Here is a 21,736-nt window from a genome sequence, read left to right on the forward strand (position 1 = left end):
CGCCGAGCCAGGCGATCAGCCGGGCTCGGCCTCGCGCCGGCGGTGCGCGCGCTTGCTGCGCTCGACGAGCGCGACGAGCTCCTCGCGCGTGACCCCGAGCCGCGCCGCGGTCCGCTGCGCGAGCGAGGTCCGGGCCACCCCGCCGACGAACTTGTACGTCGGCCACTGCTGCGCATCGAGCTCGACCTGGAGGAACACGAGCCGATCGACCGGCCGGTCGCGCTCCAGCCGCGCCGCGAGCTCCAGGAAGTGCGTCGTGATGAACGCCTGCGGCCGGAGCTCCGCGAGGAGCGAGATCACGAGCTGGAAGATCTCCTCCCCCTCGGACGGGTTCGTGCCGGAGCAGAGCTCGTCGAGCACCACCATGTCGCCGACCTGCATCGCCTCGAACAGCGCCCGGATGCGCAGGAGCTCCATCCCGAGCCTGCCCTCGCTCTGGTCGGCCTGCGCCTGCTCGATCAGCGACACGAACAGCCCGTGGCACGGCGAGAGGCGGGCCTCGGCGGCCGGCACGAAGAAGCCCGCCTGCCCCAGCATCTGCGCGAGCGAGAGCGCCTCGAGCAGCCGCGTCTTCCCCCCGGAGTTCGGCCCCGTCACGATGACCGTCGCGTCGTGGCGCTCGGTCGCGATGTCGCACGGCACGATGCTCGCCGCGCTCGCGAGCAGGAGCGGGTTGAACAGCCCCCTGAGCTCACGCCCCGGCGCCTCGTCGCGCGCGCCGCGTGGCATGGCGAGCTCAGGGCCGCCTGGTCTGACGAGCTCAGGGCCGCTTGGTCTGACGAGCTCAGGGCCGCTTGGCCAGGCGAGCTCGGGCAGGCAGACGGAGAGCCCGGCCGCGCGGGCGCGCTCGCGCAGCGCGAGGCCCGCGAGGTAGAACTCGAAGTCCCCGACGAGCTGGACGAGCGCGACGAGCTCGTCCTCGATGCCCTCGAACACGCCGTTGACGTGGCGGGTGAGCAGCTCGTCGTCGCTGAACCGGTACCCCCTCCACAGCATCACGAGCTTCGTGAGCACGCGCCCGATCGGCGACTGGTAGAAGCGGTTCCCGTCGTTCTCGCGGATCGACAGCGCGCGGAGATCGCGCACGTGGCCGTCGGAGCCGACGCGGATCCGGACGTCCAGCGTCGCGAGCTCCTCGTCGTACGCGAGCAGGTCCGCGAGGCGGCGGTAGCCCTCCGTCGCGCGCACGGCCGCGCCGAACGCGGGGAGCCGCGAGAGGCCCGAGCGAGCGCCAGCGAACCCGTCGGCGAGCGCGTCGATCGCCTCCTTCGCGGCCACGAGGATGTCCAGCCGGCGCCGGCTGCTCTCCCGGCGGGAGATCGAGATCGTCTCGAGCTGGCCAACCCAGCGGCGGAGCGCCGCGTACGCGCGGCCGAGATCGCGGCGCAGCGCCTCCGACCCGGCGAGCTCGCGGAAGACGTCGCGCCGGAGCTCGACGGTGTCGCGGTCGCTCGGCGGCTGCGAGAGCGCGCGGCCGAGCAGCGCCGGGCTCGGGATGTACGTGCGCCCCTCGCTCGTGAAGTGGAGGCAGCCCACGATGAGCTCCTGCAGGAACACGTGCTGCGCGAAGCGCGCCGGGTCCCAGGTCGACGCGGGCAGCGACGCCGACTCGATGTGCCGGTCGAAGGCCCCCGAGGGGGCGCCGCCCGCGAACGCGAACGCCAGCGACTCCTTGACCGCCCGCGCGTCGACCCGCAGCGCGGGCCGGTACGAGAGCAGATCCGGCGCGGCGCGCTGCCCGGGCAGGGCGTCGAGCAGGACAGGTTCCGGCGACGCCGCGCTCACGGCCTCGAGCCTACGCTGCGTCGGGCCGGGGCGCTCGTCCGGTGTCCGTTGCCGCCGCCGCGCGGTGGCCAGGGAAGTTCTCGGCATGGCCCAGCCGACACGCGCGCCGCGCTGTTGTTCCCGAACGGCCGGGGGCGACCGCATCCATGGCACGGCGTCTGCCTGGGTGTGCGGACGGAGAGGCACCATGAGCTACCGCTGCACGATGAGCAGAATCCGCTGGTTCTCCGGCCCCGCCGTCCTCGCGATCGCCCTCGTCGGCACGGCCTGCAGGAGCGAGAGCGAGAGAGCCGAAGGGGCGGTCCGCGAGCCGGGGGACCAGACCGGCGACAGGAACGTGCCGGCCGACAGGCAGGGCCAGTCGCCCGGACAGGACGGGCGCGACCAGGCCGAGCGGCTTGGCGACAAGGCCGAAGAGCTCGCCCGGGAGGGCCAGGAGCTCGGCAGGGAGGCGCGCGAGCAGGCCGAGAAGGTGGGCGAGAAAGCCGAGCAGCTCGCCGAGCAAGGGCGCCAGGTGGGCAGCGAGGTCAGCGACCGGATGAACCGGGTCGGCGAGCAGACCGGCGCGCTCAAGGGCGACCGCGAGCAGGCCGGCCGCGAGCAGACCGGCGCGCCCAAGGGCGACCGCGAGCAGGCCGGCCGCGAGCAGACCGGCGCGCTCAAGGACGACCGCGAACAGGCCGGCCGCGAGCAGACCGGCGCGCCCAAGGGCGACCGCGAGCAGGCCGGCCGCGAGCAGGCCGGGCGGCCCGCGGCCCCCAGCGATCAGGCCGCGCCGCAAGGCCACCAAGGAAAGGAGCAGCAGGACCAGACCGCCGGCGCCAGGGACAAGGCGCAACCCGGGAGCGCCGTGGCGAGCGCGCGCGACGCCTGGACGCAGGCGGCGAAGGACGACGACTATCAGGTCAGCTTCAACCGCGACGGCTCCGTCACTGCCACGAAGCAGGGCAAGGGAGCGGACAAGCGGCCGACAGACCAGGAGCTCCGCAACGCGGTGGGCGGCAAGCTCGCGGACAGCGATCACGAAGCGGTGAGGAAGCTGAACGTCACGGTGCGCGACGGGGTCGTCACGCTGCAGGGCAGCGTCGGCAGCGTCAAGGAGGCGACCGAGGCGGTGAAGGATGCCATGGATGCCGAGGGCGTCACCAAGGTGATCTCCACCATCCGCCACGGCTCATGACGGCCGGCCGCCCGGGCAGCGCTCGCCCGGACAGGGCTACTTCGCGTAGTTCGTGGGCCGCAGCTTGACGGAGCGCTCGACGGACTCCGCGGGCGCGAGCGTCAGCATGATCGTCTCGTCGAAGCAGTCGGACCTCGACACGACAACGACCTGCGTCCCCACGGGCAGCTCGGTCTTGAGCGGCGTCTTGCCGAGCGTCTTGCCCTTCCAGCTCACGATCGCGTCCGGCGGGTCGCTCGCGATCACCACGCTCGCCTTCGGGCTCTCGTCAGGCTTCTTCTCGACGGCCTCCCTGGCCACCGCGGCGGGCGCGGCGGCGGCCGCCGCCGCGGGCGCGGCGGCGGGCACGCGCTGGCTCGCGACATAGAGCGCGCCCCCGGCCACCGCGGCCAGCGCCGCCAGGCCGGATGCGCCGACCAGGTAGCCGCGCCTCGAGGGGGGCGCCGGCATCGCGGTCGCGCGCAGGCTCACGGAGTCGCTCACGGGCGTCCTCGGCCGCGCGACGCCCGAGTGCCGCTCGAGGCCCGAGTGCCGCTCGAGGCCCGAATACGGCTCGATGCCCGGGTGGCTCGGCTCCCCGAGGTAGGGGAGCCTGCTCGCCGAGCCCGAGCCCGAGCGCGAGCTCGTCGGTCCCCCCATCGAGAGGCCGACACCGCTGAGCGTCACCGGGCCGGAGCTCTCGCTCGCGGCCGCCGTCCTGGCCACCCGGTCGATCTGCGCCTTGATCTGCTGGCGGATCGTCGCCCGGCTCTCCGCGTAGATCCCCCGCATGCACGCGCCGAGGAACTCGCTGCGGACGTCCTCGCCCGACCACTGCAGGTAGCTCTCGATCACGTCGCACATCTCCTGCGCGGTCGAGAAGCGCTTCGACGGCTCGCGCTCGAGCGCCTTCGCGGCGATCTGGTCGAGCGCGATCGGGATCCCCGGCGAGACGGTCGAGAGCCGCGGGATCTTCCCGAGGAGGAGCTGGTGCATCACGGTGATCTGGTCGCCCTCGAACAGCCGCCGCCCGGCGAGGAGCTCCCAGAGCACGATACCCACAGCGAAGATGTCGGCCCGGCGATCCACCGACTTGCCCGACGTGACCTGCTCGGGCGCCATATAGGTCAGCTTGCCCTTGAAGGTCCCGGTCTCGGTGTGGGAGGAGTTCACAGCGGCCTTGGCCACGCCGAAATCGACGAGCTTCACCGCGCCGTCGTACGTGATGAAGATGTTGTGTGGGGAGACGTCGCGGTGCACGATCCCGAGCGGCTTGCCGTCGAAATCGCAGAGCTCGTGCGCGTAGTGCAGGCCGCGCAGCACCTCGGCGATGACCCGGAGCCACGTCGCGCGCACCAGCCCGCCCGTGCCCGGCTCCCGGTCGACGGCCGATTTCATGACGCGCTTCAGCGGCTGGCCCTCGAGGTACTCCATCACGATGAAGTAGCCGTCCTGATCGCTGCCGACCTCGTAGGTCTGGACGACGTTCGGGTGGTTCATCCGGGCCGAGAGCTTGGCCTCGTCCATGAACATGAGGACCTGTCGATCCTCGTCGGCGAAGTTCCGAAGCCGCTTGACCACGACCAGCTTGTTCACGGAGGCCGGCCCGTGCGCCATCGCGAGGAAGACGTCGGCCATCCCGCCGCGGCCGAGCTTCGCAATGGGGCGATATCGGCCGAGCCCGAGCTGGGTCGGCGTGTCCCTCAAGATCGACGCTCCGTGTTCTCCGGTCACACTCACCTCAGTATCCAAAATTCAATAATTGCGTGTCCAAGTCAATACTCAATACGAAGCGTTGGTGCTGCTTCCGCCGAGGCAACATGCCCCAGTGGATTGAAGGGCCGGGGATCGTGCGGACGAGAAGGAGGCGAGACGACATCCGAACACAGCAGACCACGTGAACATCGGCATGTCGCTGCAGGTCGCCGTGGTCGCCGCAGGTGCCGCAGCTGCCGCGTGTCGCCAGGTGCTGGCGGCGCGCGCTGCATCACCGCTGCTCGTCTCACCGCTGCTCGTCTCACCGCTGCGCGTGGGGCCGGATCTGCCGGAGACGCGTCGCGCAGGCCGGCGTCGGTCGACGGCGCTGCGGACGAGGGGTCGCTGCGGGCGGTGGATGAAAGGTAACAAAGAGGACGCCGCGTGCAATCCGCCACAGGCGGTTCCCATGGAAAATCGTGCGCGCCCTGCGCGTTCCGCCGTCCGGCGTGTTCCGCGCCCTTCGCGCCTTTCGAGCCTTTCGCGCCTTTTCGCTCATTCCGTGCACATGAGGCCTTTTGCCACGGCGGATCGAACACGCTCACGACAGCCCTGTGCTCGCGCTCGGGCGCCTCTCGCGTCGCTCGTCGCTCGTCGCCTCACGGTTGGGCCGCGATGACGCCGGCGAGCTCGAAATCGAGCGGGATGCCGTCGGGTTCCCTGTAGGCCTCCAGGCGGGCAGCGAACTCATCGCAGAGCGGCTGGAGCATCTCCGGGGGAAACTCGCGCAGCGCGGCGTGGGTCACGAACCCGCTCTCCTGGAGCCAGGCGGCCACCTGCGCCCCGGAGCCGAACCACAGCCGGAACCGGTGGGTCCAGGCCTCCACCGTGCAGAGCCCGCCGCGCTCGAGCGCCTCGCTGACCTGTCCGGCGCTGTCCGGGACCGGCAGCTTCACCCGATCGAGGGCGAGCTCGTCCGCCATCCGGCAGTAGACCGCGTACGCCTGCGGCGTGCTGCTCGAGAGGTTCGTCAGGATCCCGGCGCGGCCGCCGGGCCGGACGACGCGCCCGAGGCACGGCAGCGCCGACCGCCAGTCGAGGTAGGCGAGGCAGAAGCGCAGCGTGACGATGTCGAAGCTCGACGCCCCCGCGCGGCGGAGGAAGGCCTCCGCCTCGGCGCGCCTCGTCGAGAGCGTGAGCCCCGCCGCCGCGGCACGGGCCCTGGCGGCGCGGAGCATCTCCTCGGAGCAGTCGACCCCGACGACCTCGCCGGGCGCGACCCGCCTCAGCATCTCGACGGTCTCGACCCCCGTGCCGCACCCGAGGTCGACGCACCGCGCGCCCGGAGCGAGCTCGAGCCCTTCCGTGAGCCGATCCTGAGGCAGCCTCATGTGGCGGCCCCACCGGTCGTCGTACAGCTCGGCGATGCGGTCGTAGACCGATCGCACGAGCTGATCCGTGCTTTGCACCCCCGCCGTGCTCCTTCCCTGCCCAGACCACCGGGCGGGCGCGAACGAGTCCGGCGCCCCCCACCGGGCCTGGAGGCAAAGGCGAGATCGATGCCAGCCCCGGCGCGCGGGGGTGTGGAGCGGCGGCGCCTTCGCGGCCGCTCAGCGGCTCAGAGCCTCCAGAGCGCGCAGCCCCAGTGCACGCCCGTGCCGAGCGCGAGCACCATGGCGAGCTGCCCCTTCTTCACCCGGCCCGCGCGCATCTCCTCGTCGATGAGGATGGGCACGGTCGCGCCGCTCGTGTTGCCGAACCGGTCGATGTTGCTCGGGAGCTTCTCGACGGGCACGCCGAGGTCCTTGCGGATGTGCTCGTTGATCCGGCCGTTCGCCTGGTGCGCCAGGAACACGTCGATGTCCTCGATCGTGACGCCCTGAGAGGCGCAGAGCTCCCGCGCTGTCGCCGGGAGCTTCGTCACGGCGAACTTGAAGAGCTCGCGGCCATCCATGCGGGGGATGTGCGCGTCCTCCTCGAACGACCCCTGCTTCCAGTAGGGGCGCGAGCGGAAGCCGCCGCCCGGCACGAAGAGGAGCTCGGCGAACCGCCCGTCGGAGCAGATCTTGTTGGCGCGAAGGCCCGCGTCCCGGTCGGTCGCGCGAAGGACGAGCGCGCCGGACCCGTCTCCGAAGAGGACCGCGAGGTTGCGGTGGCGATCGGCGCGCGCCCGCGCCTCCGGCGTCGCGGAGCGGCCGTTCTTCGGATCGAGCGCGCCCCAGTCCTCCCACGGCATGAAGCCGGCGTGCGCCTCCGCGCCGACGAACAGGACCGTCTTCGCGGCCCCGGTCTGGATGAGCCCGTCGACCGTCTGGAGGCCGAACAGCATGGCGGCGCACTGCTGCCGGATGTCGAGCGCCGGGACGCCGGGAATGCCCAGCTTCGCGCCGAGCAGCGCCCCGGAGCCGGGGAACACGTAGTCCGGCGTCATCGTGGCAAAGAGGATGTAGTCGATCTCCGACGGGGAAATGCGGGCGGACTCGATGGCGCGCTTCGCCGCCTCGCACGCCAGGTCGCTCACCCCCACGCCGTCCGGCGCGTAATGCCGCTGGCGGATGCCGGAGCGCTGGTAGATCCACTCGTCGGAGGTCGTGATCACCCGCGCGAGGTCGTCGTTGGTGACAGGTTCGCCGGGCACGTAGTGCCCCGTCCCGATGATCTCAAATCCCATCTTTGCCACCGGGATGCCTTACTCGAACCGCACGCGCGCGGCGACGGGGAACCGCACCGGACCGCGCCCGAAACGAGCCGCGCCGCAGCGCGGCGAGCGGCACGCGCCCGCGACGACGTTCCGGACGGCGCCGACACGGTGCGCCTTGCTTGACCGCCACCGGCGCTCCGGATACCCTCGCGGCCCTTCCCGGCGGCGGTGGGCAACCGCAGTACACGCTGCGACGCACGCCCGGACGCGCGGCTGCCCGTCGTGCCGAGGCGCCGCGCTCAGCGTCGCCGGCGCGCGGCCCAGCTACAGATGGGGCAGCTCGCCATGTCGTGCCGCAGCGCCGGGCAGTGCTCGCGGCCGAAGTAGATGATCTGCAGGTGGAGCTTGTTCCACTGCTCGGGGGGGAACGTGCGCTTGAGGTCGCGCTCCGTCTCGACAACGTTCTTTCCGGACGACAGGCCCCATCGAAACGCCAGCCGGTGAATGTGGGTATCCACCGGGAAGGCGGGGTGGCCGAAGGCCTGCGCCATGACCACCGAGGCCGTCTTGTGGCCGACCCCCGGCAGCGCCTCCAGGGCCTCGAACGAGGCGGGGACGACGCCGCCGTGCTCGCGCGCTATCCGCTCGCTCAGCGCCTTCAGGTTCTTCGCCTTGGTGGGCGCGAGCCCGACCGTCCGGATGAGCCGGGCGATCTCCTCGACCGGCACCTCGGCCATCTCCGCGGGCGTCCGGGCGCGCGCGAGCAGCGCCGGCGTCACCGCGTTGACCATCCTGTCCGTCGTCTGGGCGCTGAGCATCACCGCGACGAGCAGCGAATACGGGTCCTCGTGGGCGAGCGGAATGCCCGGCTGCGGGTACAATCGATCGAGGATCTCGCCGATCCTCGCGGCTTTCTCGGCGCGCTTCACGGGGGCTCAGGCAGCTCGACGCGGGTCAGCGAAGCTCGTAGAGCTCGTAGAAGGAGAGGAGATCACCGAACTCCTCCTCGGAGAGGACCTCGAGGGAGAACGGCGGCATCTGCCCGCCGTAGCCGACGAACCCGCCGTGCCGGACCTTCTCGACGAAGATCAGCAGGCGCTCGACCGCCGTGTACTCGTCGCGCGGGTGCTCGTCGAGCGTCTGGTCGGGCAGCGCCGGAGCGCGCTCGACGAGCCTCCCCTCCCCCGAGTGAGCGCGGCCGTGGCACGAGGCGCAGGCGCGCTCGTGGATGAGCGCGCCCCGCTCCGGATCGCCGCGCGGCGGCTGGCGGAGGATATAGATGGGCGTGAACGGGGCGGCCTCGGCCGCATCGCCGTCGGCTGGCAGCGACTCGAGGTAGGCGTACATGGCCCGCGCGGCCTCGTCCTCGGCGGTCCAGGGCACGTCCTTCGTCATGAAGTAATAGAGACAGTGGTTGATCGCGGAGAGGAGATCGACCTCCTGCCCGCCCCAGTAATGCGGGCGATTCACCGCGCCGGCGAGCGGGGCGCCGGGGAGGATGGCGTCCCCCGCCTCGCCGGGGGTCGCCTCGTGGCAGGTCGCGCAGGAATACCGGTTGAAGCTCGTCTCCGCGACGGACGGGTCGCTGAAGAGCGCCGCGCCGTGCTCCACGGCGGTCGCGTCGACGATCTTCGTCTCGGGATCGCCCGCGCACGCGCCGGCGCCGCAGACGAGCGCCGCGCAGGCGAGCGCGGCCGCGGGGCCTCCGCGCGCCCTCACGGCGCCTCCGCCGCGACGCGCGCGAACGCGTCGGGATAGAGGCCCACCTCGGTGTCGCTGAGCGTCTCCAGCGTCTCGGGGTCGAGCCGGAGCACCCTGCCCGGCGTCGCGATCTGGTCCCCCTCGCAGACGACGAAGAGCGCGCCGGCCCCGTCGAAGTCCGCGATGTGCGGCCTGTCGCAGACCGCGGTGAGGTCGCGGTAGGCGAGCGCCGTGCTCCCGGCGGCCACGTCGATGACCTGGATCGCGTCGGGCGCCTGCATCGGCACGTAGATGCGGCTCGAATCGGGGCTCCACGCGACGAAGTACGGCGAGCCGAACAGGATCGCGTCCGAGTCGGGCTCGCGGAAGGCGCCGGACTCGACGTCGAAGAAGCGCACGTCCTTGCTGCGGACGTTGCTCACGGCGATGGTCTTCCCATCCGGGGACATGGCCGCGGCGTAGGGCCCATAGGACGGCTCGAACATGGCCGGGCTCGGCCCCACGGGCACGCGCTTCACCTCGGCGGCGGGGTCCGTCAGGTCGACGATCGCGAGGACATCCTCGCCATAGCAAGCGACGTAGGCGCGCGCGCCGTCCGGGCGCGAGAGGGCGATCCCGTGCGCCGTGATGCAGACCGGGATATGCACCGGCGCGGCCGAGCCCGAGGGGAGGACCTCCTCCGGATCGATCACCGCGATGGATGAGCGCGCCGCGTCGACGTCGCCGGGGTTCTTTATCGCGCGCTGGAGATCGAAATGGGACACGACGAGTCGGCTGCCGTCCTCGGAGATCACGATATCGCCCGGATTCGGCTCGACGCGCACCTGCCCGAGGGGGCGCAGGTCGTCGAGCGCGAGCTTCTGGACGTATCCTGCCACCGAGCTCCCCCCGTGGCTGGCGTGGGGGCCGACCGCGCCGATGAGGTCAGGATACGACAGCGCGACATAGAGGGCTCTCTGCGAAGGGTCCACCGCCACGTGATGAGGCCCGTCGATCGTCACCGGATCGCGCCCCACGGGGTGAACGCCGAACCGCTCCCCCGTGGCGAGCGAGATGAGCGAGAGCGTGTCAGATCGGCTGTCGCTCACCACCCCCATGCCCCCCTCGGGGATCACGATCTTGGGACGCCGGCTCGGATAGGCGTCCCCCTCGTACGCTTCGTAATGGGTCTCGATGATGGGATCGGGCTCGGCGCAGCTCGCCAGCGTCGCCGCCGCGAGCGCGCAGCCCAGGAATCGCGAAAGGACCATGGATGACCTCGAGAGGGAGCCCGGACGCGCCGCATCCTAGAACAACGATCACGTTGATCGAGCGAGAAATGAACCGCCAAGACGCCAAGGACGCCAAGAAGAAGACAAGGTCTTGGCGTCCTTGGCGTCTTGGCGGTTCGAAGTTCTGCTCGTTTCCGGCGGGTGCAACCCGTTTGTCGCTCTGACAGCAGCCGGCGCGGGGGCCCGCGACCGCGACATCGCCCTACCATGGCGCAGGCCGCCCGTGAGCGCCCGCAGGCGGCCTGCGACGCCATGCCGCACCACGTGAGATACAGCACGCCCATCCAGGATCTCTCGTTCCATCGATCGACGCCCGCTCGCGACAACGACTCTACCGTCAGGATGAACATTTCTTGATCAGGCGCTGGCGTGTTGTCATGTAAGGAAGCGATGAGCCAGACTCGAGCTGTGGGCGCCGGTGCGGCAGAGCACGGCAGGCCGCTGGTCCCGTGCGCGCGCCGGGGCCGCGCCGCGGCGTGCTCCTTCGTTTCGTTGCTCGCGCTCGCGGCCTGCGCGTCGGAGGAGCACGTCGCGCCCTCGCCCGTCTCCGCGCCGGAGCCGCTCCCGGCGCTCCGCGGCGCGCCGCCGCTGACGACCGAGCGCACCTTGATCCCGCGCTCGGCGGTGCTCGATCCGCCGGAGAGGAACCCCGCGGTGCCGGTGGAGATCGAGGCGATGCTGGCGGAGGGCTACGGCGAGATGGAGGTCGGCCCGGGACAGCCGCTCGCGCCGGCCACGCTCGACGGCGCCCCGCCGCCGCCGCCGCGCGGCCCGCGGCCGAAGCTGCTCACGCGCTTCGTCCACCTCGCCGACACCCAGCTCGCCGACGACGAGTCGCCCGCGCGGCTCGCGATCTTCGACGGGCCCGGCCCGTTCGCGTCGGCGTTCCGCCCGCAGGAGGGGCACGAGTGCCGGATCCTCAACGCGGCCGTTCGCACGATCAACGCGCTCCACCGGAGCACGCCGATCGACTTCGTCCTGCTCGGCGGCGACAACGCCGACAGCGCGCAGACGAACGAGATCGCGTGGTTCACGGCCATCCTCGACGGCGCCGAGCGCGTCGAGTGCGACTCGGGCGCCGACGACGACCCGGTGAAGGGCCCGGGCAACGACCCCAAGGACCCGTTCTTCGCCGAGGGGCTGCTCATGCCGTGGCGCTGGGTGACCGGCAACCACGATGTCCTGCACCAGGGGAACTTCCCGGTGGACACCCGCGCCGAGCTCGCGATCGGCAGCACGTCGGACGGCGGGACGCGCGACTGGTCGCTCCCCGGCGGCCCGGTCGTCACCGGCGAGGTCGTCCCCGACCCGCGCCGGGCGCTCCTGAGCCGGCCCGCCCTGCTCGAGCAGCTCGCGGCCTCCGGCGACGGGCACGGGATCGGGGCGGACACGCGCGCGTACGGCAAGGCGTTCTACGAGTTCGACGTGAAGGACACGCCCCTCCGCGTCGTCGTGCTCGACACGGCCGCCGAGACCGGCGGCGCGAACGGCGTGATCGTCCAGGACGATGTCGATCGCTTCCTCCGCCCGGCGCTCGACCGGGCGCAGCGCGAGGGCCGGTGGGTCGTCCTCGCGTCCCACCACGCGTCGCGCCTGCTCGGGGACGGCTCGTTCGCGGGGACGGGCGCGCCCACCGTGCCCGGCGCGCTCACCGTCGACGCGTGGCAGGCGCTCGTGGGCGGCTACGACAACGTGCTGCTCCACCTCGCCGGCCACACGCACGTGCACCGGGTCACCCCGGTGACGCCGAGCGGCGGGCACGCCTACTGGGAGCTCGAGACCTCCGCGCTCTCCGACTACCCCCACCAGGTCCGCGTGATCGAGATCTGGGACGAGGACAACGGCTTCCTCGCCATCCGGGGCATCGCCCTCGACTACGCCGTCGACGACGACCCCGTCGCCGCCGAGGGGCGCCGCCGGGCGGTCGTCGACGTCACCTCCGGCTTCGGCAAGGACGGAAGCGGCGACCCCTCGTGGCGCAACGTCGAGCTCTCGATCGAGCGGCCGGACTGATCGCGCGCGCCGCTTCGCCTCGCGCTCCACGGCGACGCCGCGCGCGCTTCACGCGGCGCGACGCCCGCCGCCGCTCATCCTCGGTCGAGCAGCGGCACCGTCTCCTTCAGCTCGATCGACAGGGGCGGATCGCTCCCCCGGCGGATGGCGACGGCCATCATGTGCCGCGCCGACGGCCTGCGGAGGGCGAACTGCCAGGCCGCGCGATCGTCGTCGAGCCGCGGGTCGAACGAGATGCCGATCGTCGGCCCGTCGTCCAGGTGGAAGGAGAAGTGGTCGAGCGGGATCGCGAGCCCCATCCCGCGCGCCTTGATGTACGACTCCTTGAGCGTCCAGTACTCGAAGAAGCGCGTCCGCTGCCGCTCCAGCGGCTGCGCGCGCAGCGCGCGCACCTCGGCGGGCGAGAAGAACCGGTCGGCGATCTCCGTCGCGCTGCGCACGCGCTCGGTGTCCTCGACGTCGACGCCCACGTCGCGGTCCACCGCCACGAGGCAGGCGATGAGCCCGTGCGTGTTCGACAGGTTGAACCGCAGCGGCGGCACGCCCGGCGGGCCCGCGATCTCCGGTCGACCAAATTCGTTCCGGACGAACGTCCACGCCTCGGGCGCGACGTCCGCGTACTTCGAGAGGACCGTGCGCACGAGCGCCCGCGTGAGCAGGTACTCGTGCCGGTTCTCGGCGAACAGGAAGCGCGCCTGCCGGGTCGCCTCGTCGGGCGCCATCAGCCGGTGGTACGCCGCGAGTAGCGCCTCGTCGCGGACCGCGTCGGAGAAGACGTACCAGAGGTGCGCGGCGCCGGGGCCGATCTCGAGCATCTACGCCCTCACCGGAGGCGCGCCCGCCGGCCCCGGCAGGATCTCCCGCAGGCAGCTGTCGGCGGTGCGATCGATGGGGCGCTGGCGAGGATATCCAAACGACACCTCCTCGAAACGAACACCATCGATCCAGTCGGTTCGCGGGATGTGGAGGTGACCGGACACGACCACGCGCGCGCGGAAGCGCGTATGCCAATCGTGCGTGCGCCGCGTCCCGCACCAGATCGAGAAGCGCGGGATGTGGCTCAAGCGCACGAGCTCTTCGCGCAGCGGGAAGTGGTTGATGAGCACCGTCGGGAGCTCTCCGATCGCGGCGAGTCGCGCCTCCGTCTGGGCGAGGCGAGCCCGGCACCACGCCGGCCTGCTCTCGTACGGGGCCGGGTCGAGCAGCTCCTCGTCCCTGCAGAGCACGCCGCTCTCCACCGCCCAGGCCACCGCGTCGCGCTCGGACACGTCGGCCGGCCGGAAGCTGTAGTCGTAGAGCAGGAACATCGGCGCGAGCACGAGCGGCCCGCCCTCGCCCTCCCAAACCACGTACGGGTCGTCCGGCGTGATCACGCCGCGGCTCCGGCACAGCTCGACCAGCCGTTCGTACCGGGCCTGCCCGCGCGGCCCGCCGCGCTCACTCGGCATCGTGTAGAGCTCGTGGTTGCCCGGCACCCACACGAGCCGCTTGAACCGCGGGCCCAGCGTGTCGAGCACGTAGAGCAGGTGCTCCTCCGTCTCCCCGAGGTCGCCAGCGAGGATGAGCCAGTCGCTCGGCCGCGGCGTCACGCCCGCGATGGCCCACCGGTTCTCCGCATAGCCGACGTGGAGATCACTGAGTGCGAAGAGCTTCATCCTAACGACACGTCACCGGCGGCCGGGCCAGCAGGCCGGCCAGCCCCACCCACAGACCACGGGCGACGACGGGCGTCCACTGCCGAGCATAGCCCCCTCCCCCGACCCCCCTCCCCCCGTCCAGCCAGGGAGCGGAGGACGCCTCCCCCCGGACCCGCGCTCGGTCCGTCCCCGATCCGGCCCCCGGATCTGGCCCCCGGTCTGGCCCTGATTTGCCGCCGATCCCGCCGGAGCTGGCGCGCCGCATTAACTAGGGCTCCAATCCGAGTGCCACATGTGCTACGCGCGTGTGAAGTCAGCACCATGCCTCTGCCCCAACGACAAGGTCTTTACGATCCGGCTTTCGAACACGACGCCTGCGGTCTCGGATTCGTCGCCACGCTCCGCCGTGAAGCGACGCACGAGGTCGTTTGCCAAGCGCTCGAGATCCTCGAAAATCTAACCCATCGCGGCGCCGCTGGCTGCGACCCCTGCACCGGCGACGGCGCGGGCGTCCTCCTCCAGATCCCGCACGAGCTGTACGCCGCGTCCCTCGCGGCCCTGGGCATCGAGCTGCCTGCTCCCGGAGACTACGCGGTTGCGACGGTGTTCTTCTCGCAGAGCCCCGCGCGGCGCCGCCAGTGCGAGGCGATCCTCGAGGCCGCGGTCGTGCACCACGGCCAGCGCGTCCTCGGCTGGCGCGACGTCCCCATCGACGACGGGGCGATCGGCCCTGTCGCGCGCGACTCGCGCCCCGCGATCCGCCAGCTCTTCATCGGCCGGGCCGCGCCTCGCCAGTCCTTCGAGCAGGTCCTCTATGCGATCCGCAAGCGCGCCGGCCGCACGGCGCACGCCGACGACTTCTACATCGCGTCCTGCTCGTCGCGCACGGTCGTCTACAAGGGGCTGATGCTCGCGGAGCAGGTCTCGGCGTTCTACCCCGACCTCTCCGACAAGCGCACCGTGTCGCGGCTCGCGATGGTGCACTCGCGCTTCTCCACGAACACCTTCCCCACCTGGGAGCGCGCGCACCCCTACCGGGTCATCGCGCACAACGGCGAGATCAACACCGTCCGCGGCAACACCGCGTGGATGAGCGCGCGCGAGGCGCTGCTCAAGAGCGATGTGTTCGCGAACGCGATCGAGGACTTCAAGCCGATCATCCGCCCGGGCGGGTCCGACTCGTCCGCGCTCGACAACGTCGTCGACTTCCTGCTCGCGAGCGGCCGGTCGCTCCCGCACGTGATGATGATGCTCGTGCCCGAGGCCTGGGCGCTCGACCCGGACATGTCGGCCGAGAAGAAGGCCTTCTACGAGTACCACGGCTGCCTGATCGAGCCCTGGGACGGCCCCGCGGCGCTCTGCTTCACCGACGGGCGGCTCATCGGCGCGACGCTCGACCGCAACGGGCTGCGCCCCGCGAAGTACGTCGTGACGAGCGACGGGCTCGTCGTGCTCGCGAGCGAGTTCGGCGTGCTCGACATCGAGCCGGCGCGCGTCATCCAGAAGGGGCGCCTCCAGCCGGGCAAGATGTTCCTCGTCGACACGAGCGAGGGCCGCGTCGTCAGCGACGACGAGATCAAGCGCCGCGTCGCGACGCAGAAGCCGTACGCGGCGTGGGTCGCCGAGAACAAGATCGACCTGCGCGCCCTCGAGGACGTGCCGAGCCTCTACACCGTCCCGCACGCGGAGCTCCGGACCCTGCAGCAGGCCTTCGGCTACACCGAGGAGGATCTGCGGATGATCCTCGCGTCCATGGCCACGCTCGGCGAGGAGCCGGTGGGGTCGATGGGCATCGACATCCCGCTCGCCGTCCTCTCCGAGAAGCCCCAGCTGCTCTTCCGCTACTTCAAGCAGCTCTTCGCCCAGGTCACGAACCCGCCGGTCGACCCGCTCCGCGAGGAGATCGTGATGTCGCTCGTGAGCTGCGTCGGCGGCGAGGGCAACCTCCTCGAGGAGACGCCCCGCCAGTGCCGGATGCTCGAGCTGCCGCACCCGATCCTCACGCAGGACGATCTGTCCAAGCTGCGCAAGAACGTCTTCCCCGACTTCCGGGCGGCCACGCTGCCGATGTACTTCCCGGTCGACGGTGACCCGGAGGACAACCTGCGGAGCGCGCTCGCGAAGCTGTGCAAGGACGCGAGCCGCGCGATCGCTGACGGCGCGAGCATCCTCATCCTGAGCGACCGCGGCATCGACGAGACGCTCGCCCCGATCCCGAGCCTGCTCGCGATGGGCGCCGTGCACCACCACCTCATCAACGAGGGGACGCGCACGCGCGCCGGCATCATCGTCGAGACCGGCGAGGCGCGTGAGGTCGGCCACATGGCGCTGCTCATCGGCTACGGCGCGGGCGCGGTGAACCCGTACATGGCGTTCGAGTCGATCGCGGCGATGTGCCGGGACAAGACCCTCGGCGACCTCTCGCCGTCCGCGGCGAGCTCGCGGTACGTGAAGGCGCTCAAGAAGGGCATCCTGAAGATCATGTCGAAGATGGGGATCAGCGCGCTCTCCAGCTACCAGGGCGCGCAGATCTTCGAGGCGATCGGCATCGATCAGATCGTCATCGACGCGTACTTCACCGGCACGGCGTCGCGCGTCCGCGGCGTCGGGCTGCGCGAGATCGCCGAGGAGGCGCTCGCGCGCCACCAGGCGGCGTACGGCGAGCGGGCGCGCGCGCACCTCGACGTCGGCGGCCACCACCACTACCGCGTGTTCGGCGAGCGGCACCTCTGGACGCCGCAGTCGATCTCGTCGCTCCAGCGGGCGGTCCGCCTCAACGACGCGAAGAGCTACGCCGAGTACGCCGCGGTCATCAACGAGCAGCAGGACCACCCGATGTCGCTCCGCGGGCTGTGGGACTTCAAGCCCGCGGGCCCGCCGGTGCCGATCGAGGAGGTCGAGCCCGCCGCCTCGATCGTCAAGCGCTTCGCCACCGGCGCGATGTCGTTCGGGAGCATCTCGGCCGAGGCCCACGAGACCCTCGCCGTCGCGATGAACCGCATCGGCGCGAGGTCCAACACGGGCGAGGGCGGCGAGGACCCGGCGCGCTTCCTGCGGCTCGCGAACGGCGACTCGAAGCGGAGCTCGGTGAAGCAGGTCGCCTCGGGGCGGTTCGGCGTCACGGCCGAGTACCTCGTCAACGCCGACGAGCTCCAGATCAAGATGGCGCAGGGGGCCAAGCCCGGCGAGGGCGGCCAGCTCCCGGGCCACAAGGTCGACGCGGTGATCGCGAAGGTGCGCCACTCCACGCCCGGCGTGACGCTGATCTCGCCGCCGCCGCACCACGACATCTACTCGATCGAGGACCTCGCGCAGCTCATCTTCGACCTGAAGAACATCAACCCGAAGGCGCGCATCAGCGTGAAGCTCGTCGCCGAGGCCGGCGTCGGGACGATCGCCGCGGGCGTCGTCAAGGCGCACGCCGACGTGGTGCTGATCAGCGGCGACTCGGGCGGCACCGGCGCCTCCCCGCTCACGTCGATCCACCACGCGGGCGTGCCGTGGGAGCTCGGGCTCGCCGAGGCGCACCAGGTGCTCGTGATGAACGGGCTCCGCGGCCGCGCCATCGTCCAGACCGACGGCAAGCTGATGACCGGCCGCGACGTCGCGTTCGCCGCCATGCTCGGCGCCGAGGAGTTCGGCTTCTCCACGGCGCCGCTCGTCGCGACGGGCTGCATCATGATGCGCAAGTGCCACCTGAACACCTGCCCGGTCGGCATCGCCACGCAGGACCCGGAGCTCCGCAAGAAGTTCACGGGCGCGCCGGAGCACGTCATCAACTTCTTCTTCTACGTGGCGGAGGAGCTCCGGCAGATCATGGCGAGCCTGGGCTTCCGCACGCTGACCGAGATGGTCGGGCGCTCCGATTGCATCGTGCAGCGGCGCACCGGGCTCCACCCGAAGGCGCGGAAGATCGACTGCTCCGAGGTGCTCTACCGCCCGAAGGAGGCGCTCACGAGCCCGACCCACTGCGTCGAGCTGCAGGACCACAAGATCGACCGGGTGCTCGACCTCAAGCTGATCGAGCAGGCGCGCGCGACGATCGACGGCGGCTCGCCGGTCGTCATCGAGACCCGCGTGCGGAACTCGGATCGGACGATCGGCGCCATGCTGAGCGGCGAGATCGCGCGCCGCCACGGCGGCGCCGGCCTGCCCGAGGACAGCATCGTCGTGAGGTGCAGCGGCAGCGCCGGCCAGAGCTTCGGCGCCTTCGCCTCGCGCGGCATGACGCTCGAGCTCGAGGGCGACGCGAACGACTACGTCGGCAAGGGCCTCTCGGGCGGCGTCGTGGCGGTGCGCCCGCCGCGCCAGGCGCCGTTCAAGCCGGACGACCAGGTCATCGTCGGCAACGTCGTGCTCTACGGCGCGACGAGCGGCCGCGCGTTCTTCAACGGCCGCGCCGGCGAGCGCTTCGCGGTCAGGAACAGCGGGGCCACCACCGTCGTCGAGGGCGTGGGCGACCACGGCTGCGAGTACATGACGGGCGGCACCGTGATCATCCTCGGCACCACCGGCCGCAACTTCGGGGCCGGCATGAGCGGCGGGCTCGCCTACGTCTTCGACGAGGACGCCCTGTTCGAGGCGCGCTGCAACAAGGAGATGGTGCAGCTCGAGACGATGACCGCGGCCGACGCCGAGTCGGTGCGGGCGCTGCTCGAGGAGCACGTGCAGCGGACGGGCAGCCGGAAGGCGACCGAGCTGCTCGACTCCTGGCAGGCCGTCCTGCCGAAGTTCGTGAAGGTCGTCCCGAGCGAGTACCGGCGCGCCCTCGAGGCCGCGTCGGCGCCCGCGACGAACGGGGCGGACGCGTCGAACGGGATCGTGTCCCTCCTTTCACCCTCCACCCCCTACGTTTCCACTGGACGTTACATCCCCGCCAACGCGGGTCCCGCGAGCACGGGAGAGAGGTCGGCCGCCCATGGGTAAGGTACGAGGCTTCCTCGAGATCCAGCGGGTCGACATCAAGAAGCGGCCCGTCTCCGAGCGTTTGAACGACTGGCAGGAGTTCGAGCTCCCGATCCCCGATCCCGAGCTGCGCGACCAGGCAGCGCGGTGCATGGATTGCGGCATTCCGTTCTGTCACGACGGGTGCCCGCTCGGGAACCTGATCCCCGACTGGAACGATCACATGTTCCGCGAGCGCCTCCCCGAGGCGATCGCGGCGCTCGACGCGACGAACAACTTCCCCGAGTTCACGGGGCGCGTGTGCCCGGCGCCGTGCGAGGCGTCCTGCGTGCTGAACATCGAGGGCAAGCCGGTCACGATCAAGAACGTCGAGCGCGGCGTCGCCGATCGCGCGTTCGAGCGGAACCTGATCGCGCCGGTCATCGCGAAGCAGCGCACGGGCAAGAAGGTCGCGGTGATCGGGTCCGGTCCCGCCGGCCTCGCGGCCGCGCAGCAGCTCGCGCGCAAGGGGCACGACGTGACGCTCTTCGAGCGCGACGATCGCATCGGCGGCCTGCTCCGGTACGGCATCCCCGATTTCAAGATGGAGAAGCACCTCATCGACCGGCGCATGGAGCAGATGCAGGCCGAGGGGGTGACCTTCCGCACGGGCGTGAACTGCGGGGTCGACATCACCGGCGACGCGCTGCGCGCGCAGTACGACGCCATCGTGCTGTGCGGCGGGGCGCGCCGGCCGCGCGACCTGCCGGTGCCGGGCCGGGAGCTGAAGGGGATCCATTTCGCGATGGATTTCCTTACCCAGCAGAACAAGCGGGTCGCCGGTGACGTGATCCCCGACAGCGAGGCGATCCTCGCGACGGGCAAGCGCGTCGTCGTCATCGGCGGCGGCGACACCGGCTCCGACTGCCTCGGCACGAGCCACCGCCACCGCGCGGCGCACGTCACGCAGCTCGAGCTCCTGCCCCGACCGCCGGAGCAGCGCTCGCTGACGAACCCGTGGCCGGCGTGGCCGCTCATCCTCCGCACGTCGTCCTCGCACGAGGAGGGCGGCGAGCGGGACTGGTCGGTGTCGACGACGGGCTTCGTCGGGGACGAGCGCGGGAACGTCCGGGCGCTCAAGGCGACGCGGGTGAGCCTGGAGGGCGGGAAGTTCGTGCCCGTCCCGGGGAGCGATTTCGAGATCCCGTGCGAGCTCGTCCTGCTCGCGATGGGCTTCGTCGGCTCCGAGCGCGAGGGCCTGATCGAGCAGCTCGGCGTCGCGATGGACCAGCGCGGCAACGTGAAGGCCCCGGGCCAGATCACGAGCGTGGAGGGCGTCTTCGCCGCCGGCGACATGTCGCGCGGCCAGAGCCTCGTCGTCTGGGCGATCGCGGAGGGGCGCAAGGCCGCGGAGGCGGTCGACGCGTACCTGATGCAACCGGCGAAGCGCCGGCTGGCGCTGGCGGCGAGCTAGGGCTCGCCCGTGCGCGCGCTTGTCTGGGACGGCACGGTCGCGCGCGTCGTCGACCGCGAACCTCCCTCGACCACGGCTGGCATGGCCGTGGTCGAGGTGCGGTGCGCGGGGATCTGCAACACGGATCTGGAGATTGTCCGCGGGTACATGGGCTTCCGCGGCACGCTCGGGCACGAGTTCGTCGGCGACGTCGTGGACGGGCCCGCCGCGTGGCGCGGTCGCCGCGTGGTGGGTGAGATCAACTTCGCGTGCGGCCGCTGCAGCACCTGCGCGCGCGGGCTGGGGCGGCACTGCCCGGCGCGCACCGTGATGGGCATCGTCGGCGCCGACGGCGCGCTGGCGGAGCGCGTCGCGGTGCCCGTCGCCAACCTCCATGCGGTCGACGAACGCGTGGACGACGAGGAGGCGGTGTTCACGGAGCCGCTCGCGGCGGCGTTCGCGATCCTGGAGCAGGTGCGCGTGGCGCCGGGCACCTCGGCGCTCGTGTTCGGCGACGGGAAGCTCGGCCTGCTCATCGCGCAGGTGCTCCAGCAGGCGGGCGCCCGCGTCCTCGCGGTCGGCAAGCACGAGGAGAAGCTCGCGTTGCTGCGCGCGCGGGGCGTCGCGACAGAGCTCCTTCGCCCCGAGCTCACGGGCGAGGCCGGCGCGGCGCCTCGTCAGGGCGCGTGGGCGGGCGAGCAGGCCGAGCTGGTCGTCGAGGCCACGGGCACGGCCGAGGGGTTCGCGAGGGCGGTCCGCGCGACCCGGCCGCGCGGCACGCTCGTGCTGAAGAGCACGGTGGCCGGGCTCTCCAGCGTCCACCTCGCCGAGCTCGTCGTCCACGAGATCACGGTGGTGGGGTCTCGCTGCGGGCTGTTCGAGCCGGCGCTGCGCGCGCTGGAGGCCCGCAGCATCGACGTCCGCTCCCTCGTGTCGACCCGGCTCCCGCTCGAGCGCGCCGCCGAGGCGCTGGAGGCCGCGGCGGCGCCAGGGGCCCTCAAGGTGCTCGTCACGCGTTGAAGGTGCTCGTCACGCGCTGAGCTCGGCGCCGCGCCCTGCGGCAGCTTCGACCCGGGCTGGAGGGCGGCGTGCCCGTCCCCCGCCCCGGCGAGGTCAGATCTCGCGGGATGCCATTCCGCGATCTCGGCCACACCCGCATCCAGTTGTTCATTCTTTCTGCTTCGTCACCAGGAACGGAGGGGCGCCGCGTTCGCCCCCTCCGCCCGCGCACGGCCAAGGCAGAGCCCGTCTGTTTGCTGTCCGGAGCAGGCGTGCTGGTGATATGAGCGGCGTTGCCCCGAACGCTTCTCGCTCAACAAGGCGAACGGGCCGATGTCTCCCTCCGTGACGTCTCCCTCCGTTCCGATGTCACGCGTCCGCCCCATGCGTTCCGTGCAGCAGGGCGACACGGCACCCACCGCGGTCTGCATTCAGGCAAGCGCATCCGCAGAACCACGGAATCGCCCTCTCCCGGGGAATCGGCCGCAGCCGCCGCTC

The 21,736-nt window shown here is 71.6% G+C and carries 14 protein-coding genes; 5 read left to right on the top strand and 9 right to left on the bottom strand.

The window, feature by feature from the left end; all coding sequences use genetic code 11:
• Positions 1 to 15: 15 nt before the first annotated feature.
• Positions 16 to 1,785, bottom strand: a complete 1,770-nt coding sequence (locus tag WMF24_RS27155; RefSeq protein WP_437730298.1) for a MutS-related protein — start codon at positions 1,783 to 1,785, stop codon at positions 16 to 18.
• A 205-nt stretch (positions 1,786 to 1,990) separates the two neighbouring features.
• On the opposite strand from WMF24_RS27155, the gene WMF24_RS27160 reads away from it, so the two are divergent.
• Entirely contained in the window at positions 1,991 to 2,965 is a 975-nt protein-coding gene (locus WMF24_RS27160; RefSeq protein WP_437730299.1) for a BON domain-containing protein, read from the top strand.
• A 36-nt stretch (positions 2,966 to 3,001) separates the two neighbouring features.
• Here WMF24_RS27160 and WMF24_RS27165 read toward each other — a convergent pair whose 3' ends face one another.
• The 6 genes from WMF24_RS27165 to WMF24_RS27190 all read right to left on the bottom strand — a co-directional run bounded on the left by WMF24_RS27165 (position 3,002) and on the right by WMF24_RS27190 (position 10,231).
• The gene (locus WMF24_RS27165) at positions 3,002 to 4,678 is read right to left on the bottom strand and encodes a protein kinase domain-containing protein (protein ID WP_437730300.1); all 1,677 of its coding nucleotides are present in this window, start codon (positions 4,676 to 4,678) and stop codon (positions 3,002 to 3,004) included.
• A 620-nt stretch (positions 4,679 to 5,298) separates the two neighbouring features.
• Positions 5,299 to 6,108 (bottom strand): class I SAM-dependent methyltransferase, encoded by an 810-nt coding sequence (locus tag WMF24_RS27170; protein ID WP_437730301.1) that lies wholly within the window; start codon positions 6,106 to 6,108, stop codon positions 5,299 to 5,301.
• Between the two features lie 149 nt (positions 6,109 to 6,257).
• A complete protein-coding gene (locus WMF24_RS27175; protein WP_437738860.1) occupies positions 6,258 to 7,310 on the bottom strand; it encodes a 3-oxoacyl-ACP synthase III family protein in 1,053 nt (350 codons plus the stop codon).
• Positions 7,311 to 7,579: 269 nt separating this feature from the next.
• Positions 7,580 to 8,209: an endonuclease III domain-containing protein gene (locus WMF24_RS27180; RefSeq protein ID WP_437730302.1), complete on the bottom strand. Its 630-nt coding sequence runs from the start codon at positions 8,207 to 8,209 to the stop codon at positions 7,580 to 7,582.
• Between the two features lie 25 nt (positions 8,210 to 8,234).
• Positions 8,235 to 8,999, bottom strand: a complete 765-nt coding sequence (locus WMF24_RS27185) for a c-type cytochrome (RefSeq protein ID WP_437730303.1) — start codon at positions 8,997 to 8,999, stop codon at positions 8,235 to 8,237.
• Positions 8,996 to 10,231, bottom strand: a complete 1,236-nt coding sequence (locus tag WMF24_RS27190) for a YncE family protein (RefSeq protein ID WP_437730304.1) — start codon at positions 10,229 to 10,231, stop codon at positions 8,996 to 8,998. The genes WMF24_RS27185 and WMF24_RS27190 overlap by 4 nt, the downstream gene beginning before the upstream one ends.
• A 411-nt stretch (positions 10,232 to 10,642) precedes the next feature.
• On the opposite strand from WMF24_RS27190, the gene WMF24_RS27195 reads away from it, so the two are divergent.
• Positions 10,643 to 12,265, top strand: a complete 1,623-nt coding sequence (locus WMF24_RS27195) for a metallophosphoesterase (RefSeq protein WP_437730305.1) — start codon at positions 10,643 to 10,645, stop codon at positions 12,263 to 12,265.
• A gap of 74 nt (positions 12,266 to 12,339) precedes the next feature.
• Here WMF24_RS27195 and WMF24_RS27200 read toward each other — a convergent pair whose 3' ends face one another.
• Both WMF24_RS27200 and WMF24_RS27205 read right to left on the bottom strand, forming a co-directional pair.
• Complete coding sequence (locus WMF24_RS27200) at positions 12,340 to 13,080, bottom strand: 4'-phosphopantetheinyl transferase family protein (protein WP_437730306.1); 741 nt, start codon at positions 13,078 to 13,080, stop codon at positions 12,340 to 12,342.
• On the bottom strand, positions 13,081 to 13,920 hold the full coding sequence (locus WMF24_RS27205; RefSeq protein ID WP_437730307.1) for a metallophosphoesterase family protein: 840 nt from the start codon (positions 13,918 to 13,920) through the stop codon (positions 13,081 to 13,083).
• A 303-nt stretch (positions 13,921 to 14,223) separates the two neighbouring features.
• Between WMF24_RS27205 and gltB the strand changes: the two genes are divergently transcribed.
• The 3 genes from gltB to WMF24_RS27220 are packed head-to-tail and all read left to right on the top strand — an operon-like array spanning position 14,224 to position 21,259.
• Positions 14,224 to 18,828: a glutamate synthase large subunit gene (gene gltB, locus WMF24_RS27210; protein WP_437730308.1), complete on the top strand. Its 4,605-nt coding sequence runs from the start codon at positions 14,224 to 14,226 to the stop codon at positions 18,826 to 18,828.
• Entirely contained in the window at positions 18,821 to 20,260 is a 1,440-nt protein-coding gene (locus WMF24_RS27215; protein ID WP_437730309.1) for a glutamate synthase subunit beta, read from the top strand. The genes gltB and WMF24_RS27215 overlap by 8 nt, the downstream gene beginning before the upstream one ends.
• Positions 20,261 to 20,269: 9 nt before the next feature.
• Entirely contained in the window at positions 20,270 to 21,259 is a 990-nt protein-coding gene (locus tag WMF24_RS27220) for an MDR/zinc-dependent alcohol dehydrogenase-like family protein (RefSeq protein WP_437730310.1), read from the top strand.
• Positions 21,260 to 21,736: the final 477 nt, after the last annotated feature.

Source organism: Sorangium sp. So ce1335, assembly GCF_051521615.1.
In the GTDB taxonomy this organism is placed as follows: domain Bacteria; phylum Myxococcota_A; class Polyangia; order Polyangiales; family Polyangiaceae; genus Sorangium.